We start from the raw sequence: 14,991 nt of genomic DNA, 5'->3' as shown, positions 1-14,991 counted from the left end.
GCCGGGGGCGCCTGTGCGCCAGATTTGTTCAGCCGGCTCGCCGGCGATAGCAATTAGTTGTCGCCGGAAAGCGATTTTGCCTCACCGCTCGACGAAGGCCTTCTCGATCACGAAATGGCCGCCCTGGCTGTGATTGCCCTCGACGAAGCCGCGCGCGGACAACATCGCGGGGAGTTCCTCGAGCATCGACGGGCTGCCGCACAGCATGATGCGGTCGGTCTCGATGTCGAGGCCCGGCTGGCCGATGTCGTCGAACAGCTGGTTGGAGGCGATCAGGTCGGTGATGCGGCCACGATTTCTGAACGGCTCACGGGTCACGGTCGGGTAGTAGACAAGCTTGTCGCGGATCAGCGGCCCGAACAATTCATGATTGCGCAAGCCTTCGACCAGCTGCTCGCCATAGGCGAGCTCGGAGACCTGGCGGCAGCCATGGGCCAGCACGATGGTCTCGTAGTTCTCGTAGACATCCGGGTCCTTGATCAGGCTGGCAAAGGGTGCAAGGCCCGTTCCTGTCGAGAGCAGCAGCAGGCGCTTGCCGGGAATCAGGTTGCCGGTAATCAGCGTGCCCGTCGCCTTGCGGCCGACCAGGATGATGTCGCCTTCCCTGATCTTCTGCAGCCGTGAGGTCAGCGGACCGTCCTGAACCTTGATCGAGAAGAACTCCAGCGCGTCCTCATGATTGGCGCTCGCCATGCTGTAGGCCCGCATCAACGGCCGGCCGTCGACCTCGAGCCCGATCATCGCAAACTGGCCATTCTGGAAACGGAAGCCGGGATCGCGCGTCGCCGTGAAGCTGAACAGGGAATCGGTCCAGTGCCTGACCGACAGAACCGTTTCCTTCTGAAATGCGCTCATTCCTGGTCTCTCCCCCTGCTGCGGAACACGGCGCAAGGTTTCGGAGAGAGGCCGCTCGGGCAACGCCGAACTGAAATTCCCGGTCGATTAGTTTCACAATTCGCAGACCGCGGCTGAAGCGCGGACGGTCGTGCGCGCTCGATCGGCCTGAACTCGCGTCCGCACCGGCAATTAATTGCTATCGCCGCGGCCCTGCGACGACCTAGAGAGGAAGAGGAGATTGATCATGACCATGACCGCATTGGTGGCGCCGACGGTGGCCGATTACGAAGCGAGCGCCGATCTCGCGACGCTGCTCGTCCGCACCACGCAGGACGACAGCCTGAGCCTGCCCGCCGAGCAGCTGCGCCTGTCCTGCAAATGCGCCCACTGCACCCGCGCCCGAATCGATGGTCGCTTCCCCGAGAGCTTTCCCGGCATCGCGATCACGGAGATCCACGATTTGGGCTACGGGCTGAATATCGCATTCTCCGACGGGCACAATCGCGGCATCTACCCAAAAATTTATCTGATGAGCCTGGCGGGACACTAGCCGGACTTCCGTTCTATCCGAGGTCCGGACGGGCGAATGCCTGTTCCGTAAATCTCCGGTTTGCAGTGATGAATTTCCGGGCCGCCGCGCTTCGAGCGGACCCGGCATCATGCGCCGTTCAGCGGCCGGCCGTCCCCCACTTGCCATCCCGCTCTGGCACGGACATTGCTCTTGTTTAGATAGGTTTTAGATCGGGTAGATCGGCTCGAACAATTCGGAGGCGGCTCCATGTTGCTGCAGGCGGCCAATGCGGCTCGCGGGACCGCTCCCGCAACAAACCGGCCTGCCGGCAATTCATCGCTGCTGCTCACCGAAAACCAGCAGTGGATCGGCGGGCCGCCGCCGCTGATGGACAAGCTCAGCCTGCGCGAGCGGGAACTGGTCCTGAAGCAAGGCCGCCGCAAGGTGCTCAACCGCGGCCAGACATTGTTCAGCCAGGGCGGCAGGCATGACGGCATCTGGCTCGTCGAAAGCGGCCGGATCCGGGTGTTCTACACGTCCCCTCTGGGCCGCGAGATCACGCTCGCCTACTGGCATGTCGGGAATTTCGTCGGCGGGCCTGAAGTGTTCGAAGGCACCGTGCATCAATGGTCCGGCGTTGCGTCCAGCAATTGCAGCGTGGTGCACCTTCCCGGGAAGGAGCTGCGTGTCCTCGCCGCCGAGATCCCGAACCTTGCGATCGGCCTGATCGAAGGCCTCACCTTCAAGGGCAAATGCTATTCGGCGCTGGCGCAGATGCTGGGAACGCGCTCGATCACCCAGCGCCTCGCGCACCTGCTGCTCCACCTCGTCGAACTCTACGGCGTCGAGGACGGCGACGGCACCGTGATCGCCGCCGCCTTCACCCATGCCGACATCGCCCACATGGTCGGCGCGACCAGGCAATGGGTCACGATCAGCCTGAAGCGCATGCAGGAGAAGGGAATCGTCCTGACCAAGCGTTCCCAGATCGTGGTCTGTCGGCCGGAGGTGCTCGAGGAGATGCGCGGCCAGGCATCCGAGTAAAGCGGCGACAGGCAACCCCGATGCACATGCAAGCGGCGCTCACCGGCGGAATTGCACAAGGACTATGCAACCGGCTTTTCCGGGCAACTAATCGACTGCATCGGTAAATCCGGATTTGCCCGGCTCACCCGCTCGCCCAATCATGGCAGCCACAGCACATCCAACCGAATGAGGATGAGAATGGTCCGCCACCTTCCCACGCTCTCGCTCGTGACGTCGGTCACGGCGTTGGCGCTATTCCTCGCGCAGCCGGCCTTCGCAGAAACCGTCACGCTCGGCATCGGAACGCAGGACACCACGACCAACACGGTCACGGCTGGCGTCGTCATCCGGCAGCTGCATCTGCTCGAAAAATACCTGCCGAAGGACGGCAAATACGCCAACATCAAATTCGAGCTGGAGTGGCAGAACTTCACCTCAGGTCCGCCGGTCACCAATGCGATGATGGCGAACAAGCTGCAGATCGGCATGATGGGCGACTATCCGCTGATCGTGAACGGCTTCACGTTCGACAGTAATCCTGAAAGCAAGAGCCGGCTGATCGGAATTGCCGCCTACAGCCTGTCCGGCTCCGGCAACGGCATCGTCGTCCACAAGGACTCGCCCTACTACGATCTCGCCGATCTCAAGGGCAAGGTCGTCAGCGTGCCGTTCGGCTCGGCCGCGCACGGCATGGTGCTGAAGGCGATGCAGGACCGCGGCTACGCCTCGGATTTCTTCCAGCTCGTCAGCCAGAGCCCGGAGGTCGGATCGACCAATCTTCAGGAGAAGAAGATCGACGCCCACGCCGACTTCGTTCCCTTCGCCGAGCTGCTGCCGTTCCGCGGTTTCGCGCGAAAGATCTTCGACGGGGTGGAGACCAACCTGCCGACGTTCCACGGCATCGTGGTGCGCACCGACTTCGCCGAGAAATATCCGGAAGTCGTCGTCGCCTACCTCAAGGCGCTGATCGCCGCCAACCAGTGGCTGCGCGAAGACCCCAAACGCGCCGCCGAGCAGATCCAGCAATGGACCGGGATCAACAAGGAGGTCGTCTACATCTTTCTCGGCCCCGGCGGCAACATGACCACCGATCCGACGATCAAGCAGCCGTTGATCGACGCGGCGACGGCCGACGTCAAGGTCCTGCAGGCTCTCGGCCGCATGAAGCAATTCGATCCGAAGAAGTGGGTCGACGACAGCTACATCCGCAAGGCCTATGCCGAGATGAAGCTCGACTATGACGCCGAGCTCGCCAGCACGAAGAATTACGAGATTTCGGGTCAGGATGCCTTCTGCAACAAGCCGATCGCCGATCCGCGCAAGGCCGGCGAGGTCTGGGTCGACGACGCCGGCATCCTCCCCTTCGCATCCGCGGCCTGCACGCTCGGTGCTTATGCCGACTACAAGGCGAAGGGAAAGAAGATCAACGTCGCCTACGTCTTCGATACGATGCGCGGCATCAAGCTGTTTGCCGACCAGGCCTTCTTCGCGGTCGGCAATGGCGACGTGGCGCCGTTCCTGCTGAAGAAGGATGCCGAGGCCTATGCCGCGAAGATCAGCGGCAAGGTGCTCGGCTTCGATGACGCGGTGAAGGCGGCGGTCGGGGGAGGCAAGACGTGAGCAGCCCGGCCTTCCTCAGACATCCCGAGCACAGCATGCAGGCCCCTCCTGCGACCGCGGAGGCGGCCGCCGTCCCCGCCGCCGTTCCAGCCGTGGCGCCCTCCTTCGGTACGCGGGCTGCGCGCTGGTACCGGCTCAACCAGGACCGGCTGCGCGCCGCCGCAATCGGCATCGTCGCGCTGCTCGCCTTCGTCCTGGCCTGGCACCTGCTGACGACCTACCGCGTGGTGTTCTTCGTGCGCTTCACCAACGTGCCCTCCCCGGTCGAGGTCTATGCGAGCTTTACCAGGGCGATTCACGATCCCAAGTTCCTGATGCACATCCTGCTGAGCTGCCGGCGCATCTTCATCGGCTTCTCGCTCGCGGCAATCGTCGGGGTACCGCTCGGCCTGATCATGGGCCGCTTCAAGCTGGTTCACGAGATCGTCTTCCCGGTCGCCGAGGTGCTGCGGCCGATCCCGGCGATCGCCTGGGTGCCGATGGCGATCATGCTGTGGCCGACCAACGAGCAGAGCATCGTCTTCATCACCTTCCTCGGCTCGTTCTTCCCGATCCTGGTCAATACGCTGCACGGCATGTCGCTGGTCGATCCGGTGCTGGTGCGCGCCGCGCAATGCCTCGGCGCGCGCGAGCGCTCGATCTTCCGCGAGGTGTATTTCCCGGCGTCGCTGCCGCACATCTTCACCGGGCTGACGATCGGCATGGGCGTGGCCTGGGTGTCGTTGATCGCAGCCGAGATGATCTCGGGACAGTACGGCATCGGCTACTTCACCTGGGAAGCCTATTCGCTGGTCCAGTACGCCGACATCGCGCTCGGGATGATCGCGATCGGCGTGCTCGGCCTCGGATCGAGCGTCTTGATCCGCGGCGCCGGCCACCTCGTGATGCCATGGAGATCGAAATGAGCGAGACCGCGACCGCCGCATCCAAGGGGCATATCGAGGTCAGCAACTTCTCGCTGAGCTATGAGACCATCGACGGCGCGGTCCAGGCGGTCACCGACACCCACATCCATGTCAAGCCGGGCGAGTTCGTCTCGATCGTCGGGCCGTCGGGCTGCGGCAAGTCGACCTTCCTGAACGCGGTCGCCGGATTTCTCAAGCCGACCACCGGCATCATCACGGTGGACGGCGAGCGGGTCAACGGCCCGAGCGCCGAGCGCGGCATGGTGTTCCAGCAATATTCGCTGTTTCCCTGGAAGACGGTGCGCGAGAACGTCGAGTTCGGCCTGAAGATGCGCGGCATGCCGCGCTCGCAGCGCGAGCGCGCCGCGCGCACCCTGCTCGGCCTCGCCGGGCTCGAGGCGTTCGAAAAGCACTATCCCGAAAAACTGTCCGGCGGCATGAAGCAGCGTGTCGGCATCGTGCGCGCGCTGGCCACCGGGCCGAAGGTGCTGCTGCTCGACGAGCCGTTCGGCGCGCTTGACGCGCAGACCCGCGTCATCATGCAGCAGATCCTCACCAACATGTGGCAGCGGTTGAAGATCTCGGTGCTGTTCGTCACCCACGACATCGACGAGGCGATCTTCCTGTCCGACCGCGTCTACTGCATGACCGCGCGCCCCGGCTCGATCAAGGCGGAGATCCCAATTCCGCTCGAGCGGCCGCGGCAGCAGTCGATGATGATGTCGTCGGAGTTCCTGGCGCTGCGCCGCGGACTGATGTCGCTGATCCGCGAGGAGAGCCTGAAGGCGATGGGCGGCGAGATCAACGATCTCGGCATGCAGGGATTGAACATCGAGCTGCAGGGACACTCGCTCGCCGAGGTGCTCTAGCCTGTCGCGTTGCCGCGCCTTCTTCACGCCAACCGGCGTCGACTTCGCTGGTCGGCGCGCTAATCCGGCGGATTGAAGGTGCGCGCAAAGAACACCGGCGCCTTGGCCTTCTTCAGCCGATAGAGCTGCGCCGGGCGGTTCGGCCCCTTGCGCATCTTGGCGACCGGCTCGATCAGGTCGGCGGCCAGCATGCGGGTGCGGAAGGCGCTCTTCTCCAGCGGGCGGTCAAGCACGATCTCGTAAGTCCGCTGCAATTCCGGCAGGGTGAATTCCACCGGCATCAGGTAGGCCGGCAGCGAGGTGTACTCGACCTTGCTGCGCAGCCGCTGCACCGCCGCCTGCAGGATCTCGGCATGGTCGAAGGCAAGCTTCGGCCGCACCCGCTCACCCTCCACCGCGAACCACTGCGCGTCCGCGGCGAGCGCGCCGCCGGCCGCCTGCTCCGGCAGCAATGCGAAATAGGCATGCGTCGCAGACCAGCCGCGCGGGTCCCTGCCGGCACTGCCCCAGCTGCCGAGCTGCTCGAGATATGGACTGACCACGCCGGTCTTGTCCTTCAGCTTGCGCGCGGCGCAGGCCTCGAGGTCGCGGTCACCGGCGATGTCGACGAAACCGCCGGGCAGCCCCCAAGCTCCTGGAAACGGCTCGGTTTCCGCTTTCGGGCGTTGAACCAGCAGGACCTGAAGCGCGTCTGACCTGATGGCGAAAATGACGACGTCGACCGTCGTCAGCGGCCGCGGAAAGTCGAGTTCCGGCTTCTCGGGCATGGTCTCCCCGCTTGTCATTGAGCCTCTCGTCATGACGCGTTGTCTTCACGCGAACCGGTGTCCGCTTTGCTCGAAAACGCTCCGGGGCGTGAACCTTTTCACGTCCCGGCTTGACAATAGCATACTTAGTTGTACAGTCCAACTAACTTAGTTGTTCAGACACACTTACTTAGGAGTGCACGCCATGTTCGGTCTCCGCTTCATCAAGGCCCAGCCGACCACCTATCTCATGAAATACCGCCGCGGCGCGGTGACCCAGCAAGGCGCCGGCCTGTCCGGCTTCTATTATGGCCCGGTCACCTCGCTGGTGGCGGTGCCGATCGGCAGCCGCGACGCCGCCTTCATCTTCCAGCAGATCGCGCGGGACTTTCAGGCACTGACCATTCAGGGCCATGTCACCTACCGGATCAGCGAGCCGCAGAAGGCCGCCGCGATGCTCAACTTCACCCTCAAGGCCGACGGCAAGACCTATGAGTCCGACGACCCGGAAAAGCTGCCGCAAAGGATTTTGGCTACCGTCGAGGTGCTCGCGCAGCAAGCCGTGAAGGAGCTGACTTTGAAGGAGGCGCTGCAGGCCGCCGACCGCATCGCCGGCCTGATCGAGAGCGGATTGCGCGGCCGCGCCGATATCGCCTCCCTCGGCCTCGAAGTCCTCGGCGTCTCGATCCGCGGGGTGAAGCCGACGCCGGATACCGCCAAGGCGCTGGAAGCCGAGGCGCGCGAGGCAATCCTCAAGAGCGCGGACGAGGCGATCTTCGCGCGGCGCAACTTTGCCGTGGAGCAGGAGCGCGCCATCCGCGAGAGCGAGCTCGACACCGAGATCGCGGTCGAGCAGAAGAAGCGCTCGATCCGCGAGACCCAGATGGACGCCGAGGCGAGCGTCGCGGCCAAGCAGGCCGAGCTGCGCGAGGCCGGCATGGTCGCCGACATCACGCTGGAGAGCAAGCGCAAGGACTTCGTCGGTCTCAACGCCGAGAACACCCGCACCTTGGCGGATGCGGAGGCCTATCGGGTCGGCGCGCTGATGAAGATCTTCGAAGGCGTCGACACCCGCGTGGTCCAGGCTTTGGCCGCAGCCGGCATGCAGCCGGGCCAATTGATCGCGCAGGCCTTCAGCGGCATCGCCGAGAAGGCCGAGAAGATCGGCCAGCTCAACGTCTCGCCCGATCTGCTCAACACGCTGCTGGACAAGCCCGTCGCGGAGGCTCCCCGTGCCCGCCGCCAATGACCGCAAGATCGTCCTCGTCACCCGCAAAACGCGGCTCGAGGAGCTGATCGCGAAATACCTGACGGCGGCGCAGGCGCGCTTCTATGTCGAGCATCTCGGCGCCGACTTCTCGGACTACCAGCGCGAGCACGATGTCTACCAGGTCGAGCGCCGCGTCACCGTGCAGGCGCTTGAGCAATGGGGCCGCTACCAGATCATCGACCGGAGCTTTCTGCCGAACTTCATCTTCGGCCCGTCCGACATCGTGGTGGCGCTCGGCCAGGACGGCGTCGTCGCCAACACGATGAAGTATCTCGACGGCCATCCGCTGATCGGGCTCAATCCGGATGCCAAGCGCTACGACGGCATCCTGCTGCCCTTCGTGCCGCGCGACCTCCCTGCCCTGCTGGGCGAGGTCGCAGGCGACAAACGCGGCCACAAGGCGGTGACGATGGCCAAGGCCGCACTCACCAACGGCCAGACCCTCTATGCCGTCAACGACCTCTTCATCGGTGCCCGCACCCACACATCGGCCGTCTACGAAATCGCCCTCGCCGATCAGAAGGAGCGGCAGTCCTCGAGCGGCCTGATCGTCGCAACCGGGCTCGGCTCAACCGCCTGGTTCAAGAGCATCGTCACCGGCTCGCTCGCGATTGCCGGCGCCTTCGGCGGCGGTGTCGGCAGCCCGCCCTATCTGCCGCAGCCGTGGGACGCTGGCGCCCTGCGCTTTGCAGTGCGCGAGCCGTTTCCGAGCCGCAGCTCGCAGGTCACGCTGGTGTGCGGCAGCCTCGACCGCGCCGAGCGCCTCAGCGTGCGCTCGCTGATGCCGGAGAACGGCGTCATCTTCTCTGACGGCATCGAAGCCGACCGGCTCGATTTCAATTCGGGGACGGAAGCGCAGATCACGGTGGCGGATCGCGAAGGACGGCTGGTGGTATGAGCCGCTGGCTCGGTGCTCCCTCACTGTGGGATTGGGTGCAGCCTCGCCAATTGGTCGATCGACAGTGCGGCCTCCCGCTCCGTCAGCGGAAAACGAACGATGACGTCTTGACGCGCAAGCTGTCCCCACAGCGCATCCGACGACCACTTCTGTGGCTCCGGTCCGCGCGGACCGTCGACCCAAATGAAATACCACTCCGCCATCGACACGACCAAGCCTGTCCTCCCCGAAGATTGGTCCTTCGCCGGCCGATCCGCAACGCCCGATTTTCGCACCGGCGCGGCGCACGCGCCCCGCATATCGCGCTGCAAACCGGGGAACAACGTCAGATTGCTGTCGGCATCAGGCTACACTTCTCATAAGGCGGAAATCCCGTTAGGATTAGGCAACGAGAAGCCGGACGGGGGGCGCGATCAATGACCGTTGTCAGCGATTTTACGGCAATTCTCTCGGGCTATACGTGGTGGGGCAATCCGGCTTCGGGCGTTGCTGCAACCAATCGGCCGACCTTCATCAGTTACTCCTTCGATACGGTCATTTCCCCTTCAGAGCTGGCGTCGCCGGATTCGCAGGCCTTCAAAGACAGCTTTCGGCCCTTTACGGCGGATGAAGCCCAGATTGCACGCGGAGCCCTTCAGCAATGGGCGGACGCCAGCGGAATTGTTTTCTTCGAGGTCCCGGCGGGTCTCGGCGACATCCGGTTCAGCTCCTTTAATTTTTTTGCCGATCCAAAATACGTTCCTTACAACGGCGCTGGCCGCAGTCCCGACGTCTCGATCGGCGCCGATCTCAACACTCCGATCGGAGGCGACGTCTTCATCAATTATTTCAAGGTCACGACTTTTCTGTTGCTGCACGAGATAGGACACGCTCTGGGGTTCAAGCATCCGTTCGAAGGCGATCCGACGCTTTCGAGTACATTGGACAACAATTCCCAGACCGTGATGAGCTACACGACCACGACGCCCGGCAACGTGCTCGGGCCGCTGGACGTCCAGGCCGTGCAATATCTCTACGGCGGCCCGGGAACCGACGGATCGCAGGATCTGGCGTGGCGCTGGACGCCCTCCTACAATTTGATTCAGGTCGGCACCGCCGGCGCCGACGCCTTCCGCGGCTTCAACACCGGTGACGTCATTTCCGGCGGGGCCGGCAATGACATCGCAATGCTCGCCTATGGCGGCGACCAGATGTTCGGTGGGACCGGAGCCGACAGCATCTTTGGCGATGCCGGCAGCGATACGCTGTCCGGCGATGGCGGCGATGACACGCTATACGGCGGCGCGGACATCGATTTCCTGTTCGGCGGCGCTGACGCGGACCTGCTCTATGGTGGCGACGATCTGGATGTGATCGATGCAGGCGCAGGCAACGATCTGGTCTATGGCGGCACGGGCAACGACACGATCACCGGTGGTGCGGGGAACGATACTCTGGTCGGCGACGCCGGCACCGATTTTTTCAGTTTTTCGGCACCGCGATCCGCATACAGCATTTCGCTACTCGACGACGGAAGCGGAGGCAAGACCGTCATCGTCGATGGCGTCGACGGTACGGACGTGGTCTATAGCGGAGAGTATCTCGACTTTGCCGACGGCAACTATGCCGTCACTGGACTGATCGCCAACACGCTTTTGCTCGCCGCGGATCCGGCCGGCCCGGCGACCAATGACAGCCTTTATGGCGGGGCCGGCGGCGACACCCTTGCCGGCGGCGCCGGTGCCGACGTCCTGGTTGGGCTTGCCGGCGACGACACCGCCTACGGTGGCACCGGCAACGACTATTTCTACGGCGGCGACGGCAACGACGTGTTCTCCGGCGGCAGCGGCGTCGATGTCCTGGTCGGCGGCAATGGCAACGACGTGGCCTATGGCGGCGACGACCAGGACTATCTCTACGGTGGCGCGGGCAATGACGTGCTGGCCGGCGGCGGCGGCGTCGACGTGCTGCTCGGCGAGACCGGCGACGATTTTCTCTACGGCGGCGATGGCGGCGATTACTTCTACGGCGACATCGGCAACGACACCGGTTACGGCGGAGGCGGCAACAATATCTTCGTCATGGGATCAGGCAACGACGTCGCGGTCGGCGAGGACGGCCAGGATTATTTCTACATGGGGGACGGCAACGACATCATGTATGGCGGCGCCGGCGTCGACGTGCTGCTTGGCGAAGGCGGCAACGACACCTTCGACGGCGGCGAAGGCACCGACTATTTGTTCCTCGGGCCCGGCGGCTCCGACCAGGTGCTGTTCAATGCAGACTCCGGCGTCGACGTGGTCAACGACTTCGAGGTCAGCAGCGACAACATCCGCCTGGAGGGCACCATGCTGACCAGTTTTTCGGACGTGCTTGCCGCCACCACCGACTACGGCTCGTTCAGCATCGTCACGATCGACCCGAACACCGCGATCTGGCTGATCGGCGTCAACAAGAGCCAGCTCCTCGCGACCGATTTCTCGTTCGCCTGAGCCGAACCCCGCTTCCCGGTGCACCGGACCGCATATCGACCAACAACGAGAGATTGTTCACGGCATCACGGTACACTTTGCTCACCGCGGAAATCCCGCTAGGATCGGCTATTAAGCTGCCGGCTGGGGAGCACAATCAATGACTGCGGTAACAGATTTTACGGCAATTCTCTCGGGCTATTCCTGGTGGGGCAACACGGCGACGGGCGCTGCTCCGACCAACAAGCCGGTCTTCGTGACCTACTCGTTCGATACCACCATTTCCAGCGCTGAGCTGGCGTCGTCCGATAGCCAGGCTTTCAAGAACAGTTTTCGGCCCTTCACGGCGGATGAAGCGCAGCTTGCACGGGGAGCGCTGCAGCAATGGGCCGACGCTAGCGGAATTATCTTCCTGGAGGTGCCGGCGGGTCTCGGTGACATCCGGTTCGGCTCCTACGATTTCTCCACTGATTCGAAATATACGCCCTACTCCGGGTTCGCCTATTACCCCAACGTCGCGATCAGTTCGGATTACGACAATCAAATCGGAGGCGACGTCTTCGTCAATTATGGGAAGGTCGCGACCCCGCTGCTGTTGCACGAAATCGGACACGCGCTCGGATTCAAGCATCCGTTCGAGGGCGATCCAACGCTTGCGACCGCATTGGACAATAATTCAGAAACGGTCATGAGCTACACCCATACCGTTACGGGCAACGTGCTCGGGCCGCTGGATCTCCAGGCCGTGCAATATCTCTACAGCGGCCCGGGAGCCGACGGATCGCAGGTTCTGGCGTGGCGCTGGACCGGCTCCTACAATCTGATTCAGGTCGGCACCGCCGGCGCCGACACCTTCCGCGGCTTCAACACCGCCGACGTGATTTCCGCGGGCGCCGGCAATGACATTGCGATGCTCGACGACGGCGGCGATCTGATGTTCGGCGGCTCCGGAGCCGACAGCATCTTTGGCGACGCCGGCGGCGATACGCTGTCCGGCGATAGCGGCAACGACACGCTGTTTGGCGGCTCCGGCATCGACTTCCTGTTCGGCGGCGCCGACGCCGATTTCCTCTATGGCGGTGACGACTATGATGTGATCGATGCAGGCTCGGGCAACGATCTGGTCTATGGCGGCGCCGGTAACGACACGATCACCGGCGGCGCCGGCAACGATTCTCTGATCGGCGACGCCGGCACCGACTTTTTCAATTTCTCGGCGCCGCGCGCCGCCTACAGCATCTCGTTGTTCAACGACGGCAGCGGCGGCAAGACCGTGGTCGTCGATGGCGTCGACGGCACCGACACGGTCTATAGCGGCGAGTACCTCAATTTCGCCGACGGCAATTACGCGGTCACCGGACTTGTGGCCAACACGCTTTTGCTCTCCACCGATCCGGTCGGCCCGGCGACCAATGACAGTCTCTATGGCGGGGCCGGCAGCGACACCCTTGCCGGCGGCGCCGGTGCCGACGTCCTGGTTGGATTCGCCGGCGACGACACCGGTTACGGCGGAACCGGCAACGATTATTTCTACGGCGGCGACGGCAACGACGTGTTCTCCGGCGGCGCCGGCGTCGATGTCCTGGTCGGCGGCAATGGCAACGATGTCGCCTATGGCGGCGACGATCAGGACTACCTTTACGGCGGTGCCGGCAACGACATCCTGGCCGGCGGCGGCGGCGTCGACGTGCTGCTCGGAGAGGCCGGCGACGATTTTCTCTACGGCGGCGATGGCGGCGACTATTTCTACGGAGACATTGGTAACGACACCGGCTATGGCGGAGGCGGCAACAATATCTTCGTCATGGGATCCGGCAACGACGTCGCCGTAGGCGAGGACGGCCAGGATTATTTCTATATGGGAGATGGCAACGACGCCATGTATGGCGGCGCGGGCGTCGATGTGCTTCTTGGCGAGGGAGGCAACGATACCTTCGATGGCGGCGAAGGCACCGACTATTTGTTCCTCGGGCCCGGCGGCTCCGACGAGGTGCTGTTCAATGCGAACTCAGGCGTCGACGTGGTGAACGACTTCGAGGTCAGCAACGACAACATCCTGCTGCAGGGAACGATGCTGACGAATTTCTCCGACGTGCTGGCCGCCACCACCGACTACGGCTCGTTCAGTATCGTCACGATCGATCCAAACACTGCCATCTGGCTCGTTGGCGTCAACAAAAGCCAACTCGTCGCGACCGACTTTTCGTTCGCGTGAAGAAAACGCGTCAAACAAAACGCTAGGGATTCGGTTCTGATTCAATCAGAACCGAATCGCCAGGTGGCTGTCGTCGGCGACCTGTCGATCGCTGTCAGCCACGCCCGACCAGATCCCTGGCCATCAGAATATCGTCGTAGTAGCGGCCGTCGATCTTCAGCGCGTGCTGCTCCAGCCCGTACTCGACAAAGCCCATGCTCCGGTAGAGCCGGATGGCCGGCTCGTTGCCCTTGACCACGATGAGTTGCACCAGCTCGACTGATTGCGCGGCAAGCTCGAGTGCGGCTTCGACCAGACGCCGGCCGACGCCCGCGCGGCGGGCCGCCTGACGCACATACATGCCGACCAGCGCGCCCTTGTGCTGCCGCTTCGGTCCCTCGGCCGCGACAAAACCGACGATGCCGGCGAGTTCGCGGCCACAAAACGCCCCGAGGATCACCGCACCGTGCACGAGCCGCTCCGCGAACCACTCGACGGGGTGCACGCTCTCCGTCTCAAACGCACTGCCGAACGCCTCCGGGGCCAAGCGCAGCGCCTCGAGACGGATATCGCGATAGAGCGCCGCGTCGGCCGGCAGGAGGCGGCGGACTTCGATGGACTGCGCATTCATTCCATGTCACCTGGCGCCGACGGCGCTCACCATTTCAATGCGGCCGTGCGCACCGGGGCGTCCCACAAGCCGGCCGTTTCGGCATCGAGCAGGCTTACCGTGAGCGAGCAGCCGGCCATGTCCAGCGAGGTGACGTAGCTGCCGACCAGCGAGCGGGCGATCCGCAGGCCGCGCTGCTCGAGCATGCGGCGCGCCGCGTTGTACATCAGATAGAGCTCGATCGTCGGCGTGCCGCCGAAGCCGTTGACCAGCAGCAGGGCCTCGGAGCCCGCGGGCGCAGCGAGATCGTCGGCGATGGCGGTCGTCATTTCCGACGCGATCGCATCGGCCTCGGCGAGCTTGACGCGGCGGCGGCCCGGCTCGCCGTGGATGCCGACGCCCATCTCCATCTCGTCCGCACCGAGCGCGAACGTCGGCGTGCCCGCGGCAGGCACCGTGCAACTGGTCAGCGCCACGCCCATCGAGCGGGTCCGCGCGTTGACGCGCTCGCCGAGCGCCACGCAGGTCTTGAGATCGGCCCCCTTCTCGGCTGCGGCGCCGACGATCTTCTCGACGATCAAGGTGCCGGCGACGCCGCGGCGCCCGATGCTGTAGGTCGACTTCTCGACCGCGACATCGTCATCGGTCACGATGGTGGCGGTACGGCCTTCGGCGATCTCGGCCGCCATCTCGAAATTCATGCGGTCGCCGGCATAGTTCTTGACGATGAACAGCACGCCGGCATCGCCCGCGACCGCCTGCGCGGCCTCGACGATCTGGTCCGGCGTCGGCGAGGTGAACACCTGGCCGGGACAGGCCGCATCCAGCATGCCGTAGCCGACGAATCCGGCATGCAGCGGCTCATGCCCGCTGCCGCCGCCCGAGATCAGCGCGACCTTCCTGCCGCTCAGCTCGCGGCGGCGGACGAATTTGCGCTCGGCGCCCAGCGTGACCAGATCGGCATGCGCGGCCGCGAAACCATCGAGGCTTTCGCCGAGCAAATTGTCGACCGCATTGATGAACTTCTTCATGGTGTCCTCCCCGCTTGGTTCGGC

General features: G+C 64.0%; 15 protein-coding genes. 9 read left to right on the top strand and 6 right to left on the bottom strand.

Going from position 1 to position 14,991, the window contains the following annotated elements:
- Window positions 1-81 precede the first annotated feature (81 nt).
- On the bottom strand, window positions 82-855 hold the full coding sequence (locus BRSPCE3_RS32815; RefSeq protein WP_244070805.1) for a ferredoxin--NADP reductase: 774 nt from the start codon (window positions 853-855) through the stop codon (window positions 82-84).
- Window positions 856-1,081: 226 nt separating this feature from the next.
- Here BRSPCE3_RS32815 and BRSPCE3_RS32810 point away from each other — a divergent pair, with 226 nt between their 5' ends.
- From BRSPCE3_RS32810 to BRSPCE3_RS32790, 5 genes are all read left to right on the top strand, one after another.
- Window positions 1,082-1,387 carry a gamma-butyrobetaine hydroxylase-like domain-containing protein gene (locus BRSPCE3_RS32810; RefSeq protein WP_244070803.1) on the top strand — a complete coding sequence of 102 codons (306 nt, stop codon included), beginning with the start codon at window positions 1,082-1,084 and terminating at the stop codon, window positions 1,385-1,387.
- Between the two features lie 228 nt (window positions 1,388-1,615).
- On the top strand, window positions 1,616-2,392 hold the full coding sequence (locus tag BRSPCE3_RS32805; RefSeq protein ID WP_244070801.1) for a Crp/Fnr family transcriptional regulator: 777 nt from the start codon (window positions 1,616-1,618) through the stop codon (window positions 2,390-2,392).
- Window positions 2,393-2,572: 180 nt separating this feature from the next.
- Window positions 2,573-3,994 (top strand): ABC transporter substrate-binding protein, encoded by a 1,422-nt coding sequence (locus BRSPCE3_RS32800; RefSeq protein ID WP_244070799.1) that lies wholly within the window; start codon window positions 2,573-2,575, stop codon window positions 3,992-3,994.
- Window positions 3,991-4,899 carry an ABC transporter permease gene (locus tag BRSPCE3_RS32795; RefSeq protein WP_244070797.1) on the top strand — a complete coding sequence of 303 codons (909 nt, stop codon included), beginning with the start codon at window positions 3,991-3,993 and terminating at the stop codon, window positions 4,897-4,899. Before BRSPCE3_RS32800 ends, BRSPCE3_RS32795 begins: the two co-directional genes overlap by 4 nt.
- The gene (locus BRSPCE3_RS32790) at window positions 4,884-5,768 is read left to right on the top strand and encodes an ABC transporter ATP-binding protein (RefSeq protein ID WP_375709990.1); all 885 of its coding nucleotides are present in this window, start codon (window positions 4,884-4,886) and stop codon (window positions 5,766-5,768) included. The genes BRSPCE3_RS32795 and BRSPCE3_RS32790 overlap by 16 nt, the downstream gene beginning before the upstream one ends.
- Window positions 5,769-5,827: 59 nt before the next feature.
- Here BRSPCE3_RS32790 and BRSPCE3_RS32785 read toward each other — a convergent pair whose 3' ends face one another.
- Complete coding sequence (locus BRSPCE3_RS32785) at window positions 5,828-6,553, bottom strand: NUDIX domain-containing protein (protein ID WP_244070793.1); 726 nt, start codon at window positions 6,551-6,553, stop codon at window positions 5,828-5,830.
- Between the two features lie 166 nt (window positions 6,554-6,719).
- On the opposite strand from BRSPCE3_RS32785, the gene BRSPCE3_RS32780 reads away from it, so the two are divergent.
- Window positions 6,720-7,763, top strand: a complete 1,044-nt coding sequence (locus BRSPCE3_RS32780; protein ID WP_244070791.1) for an SPFH domain-containing protein — start codon at window positions 6,720-6,722, stop codon at window positions 7,761-7,763.
- Complete coding sequence (locus BRSPCE3_RS32775; protein ID WP_244070789.1) at window positions 7,747-8,682, top strand: sugar kinase; 936 nt, start codon at window positions 7,747-7,749, stop codon at window positions 8,680-8,682. The genes BRSPCE3_RS32780 and BRSPCE3_RS32775 overlap by 17 nt, the downstream gene beginning before the upstream one ends.
- A gap of 20 nt (window positions 8,683-8,702) precedes the next feature.
- On the opposite strand, the gene BRSPCE3_RS32770 is transcribed toward BRSPCE3_RS32775, so the two are convergent.
- Complete coding sequence (locus BRSPCE3_RS32770) at window positions 8,703-8,891, bottom strand: hypothetical protein (protein WP_244070983.1); 189 nt, start codon at window positions 8,889-8,891, stop codon at window positions 8,703-8,705.
- Between the two features lie 336 nt (window positions 8,892-9,227).
- Complete coding sequence (locus BRSPCE3_RS32765) at window positions 9,228-9,551, bottom strand: hypothetical protein (protein ID WP_244070787.1); 324 nt, start codon at window positions 9,549-9,551, stop codon at window positions 9,228-9,230.
- Here BRSPCE3_RS32765 and BRSPCE3_RS32760 point away from each other — a divergent pair.
- Window positions 9,531-11,153: a calcium-binding protein gene (locus BRSPCE3_RS32760; RefSeq protein ID WP_244070785.1), complete on the top strand. Its 1,623-nt coding sequence runs from the start codon at window positions 9,531-9,533 to the stop codon at window positions 11,151-11,153. The genes BRSPCE3_RS32765 and BRSPCE3_RS32760 overlap by 21 nt on opposite strands.
- A 139-nt stretch (window positions 11,154-11,292) precedes the next feature.
- On the top strand, window positions 11,293-13,347 hold the full coding sequence (locus BRSPCE3_RS32755; protein WP_244070783.1) for a reprolysin-like metallopeptidase: 2,055 nt from the start codon (window positions 11,293-11,295) through the stop codon (window positions 13,345-13,347).
- 94 nt (window positions 13,348-13,441) lie between these two features.
- On the opposite strand, the gene BRSPCE3_RS32750 is transcribed toward BRSPCE3_RS32755, so the two are convergent.
- Together BRSPCE3_RS32750 and dhaK are read right to left on the bottom strand one after the other, a co-directional pair.
- The gene (locus tag BRSPCE3_RS32750; protein WP_244070781.1) at window positions 13,442-13,957 is read right to left on the bottom strand and encodes a GNAT family N-acetyltransferase; all 516 of its coding nucleotides are present in this window, start codon (window positions 13,955-13,957) and stop codon (window positions 13,442-13,444) included.
- 26 nt (window positions 13,958-13,983) lie between these two features.
- Window positions 13,984-14,967 (bottom strand): dihydroxyacetone kinase subunit DhaK, encoded by a 984-nt coding sequence (dhaK, locus tag BRSPCE3_RS32745; RefSeq protein WP_244070779.1) that lies wholly within the window; start codon window positions 14,965-14,967, stop codon window positions 13,984-13,986.
- Window positions 14,968-14,991: the final 24 nt, after the last annotated feature.

The organism is Bradyrhizobium sp. Ce-3, from assembly GCF_022835695.1.
In the GTDB taxonomy this organism is placed as follows: domain Bacteria; phylum Pseudomonadota; class Alphaproteobacteria; order Rhizobiales; family Xanthobacteraceae; genus Bradyrhizobium.
Note: the sequence above shows the minus strand (reverse complement) of the source record. Positions and strands in the feature narration are given on the sequence as shown.

Coding starts and splice junctions, on each gene's coding strand:
- BRSPCE3_RS32815 (WP_244070805.1), bottom strand. CDS start 855: ATGAGCGCATTTCAGAAGGAAACGGTTCTGTCGGTCAGGCACTGGACC.
- BRSPCE3_RS32810 (WP_244070803.1), top strand. CDS start 1,082: ATGACCATGACCGCATTGGTGGCGCCGACGGTGGCCGATTACGAAGCG.
- BRSPCE3_RS32805 (WP_244070801.1), top strand. CDS start 1,616: ATGTTGCTGCAGGCGGCCAATGCGGCTCGCGGGACCGCTCCCGCAACA.
- BRSPCE3_RS32800 (WP_244070799.1), top strand. CDS start 2,573: ATGGTCCGCCACCTTCCCACGCTCTCGCTCGTGACGTCGGTCACGGCG.
- BRSPCE3_RS32790 (WP_375709990.1), top strand. CDS start 4,884: ATGGAGATCGAAATGAGCGAGACCGCGACCGCCGCATCCAAGGGGCAT.
- BRSPCE3_RS32785 (WP_244070793.1), bottom strand. CDS start 6,553: ATGACAAGCGGGGAGACCATGCCCGAGAAGCCGGAACTCGACTTTCCG.
- BRSPCE3_RS32780 (WP_244070791.1), top strand. CDS start 6,720: ATGTTCGGTCTCCGCTTCATCAAGGCCCAGCCGACCACCTATCTCATG.
- BRSPCE3_RS32755 (WP_244070783.1), top strand. CDS start 11,293: ATGACTGCGGTAACAGATTTTACGGCAATTCTCTCGGGCTATTCCTGG.
- BRSPCE3_RS32750 (WP_244070781.1), bottom strand. CDS start 13,957: ATGAATGCGCAGTCCATCGAAGTCCGCCGCCTCCTGCCGGCCGACGCG.
- dhaK (WP_244070779.1), bottom strand. CDS start 14,967: ATGAAGAAGTTCATCAATGCGGTCGACAATTTGCTCGGCGAAAGCCTC.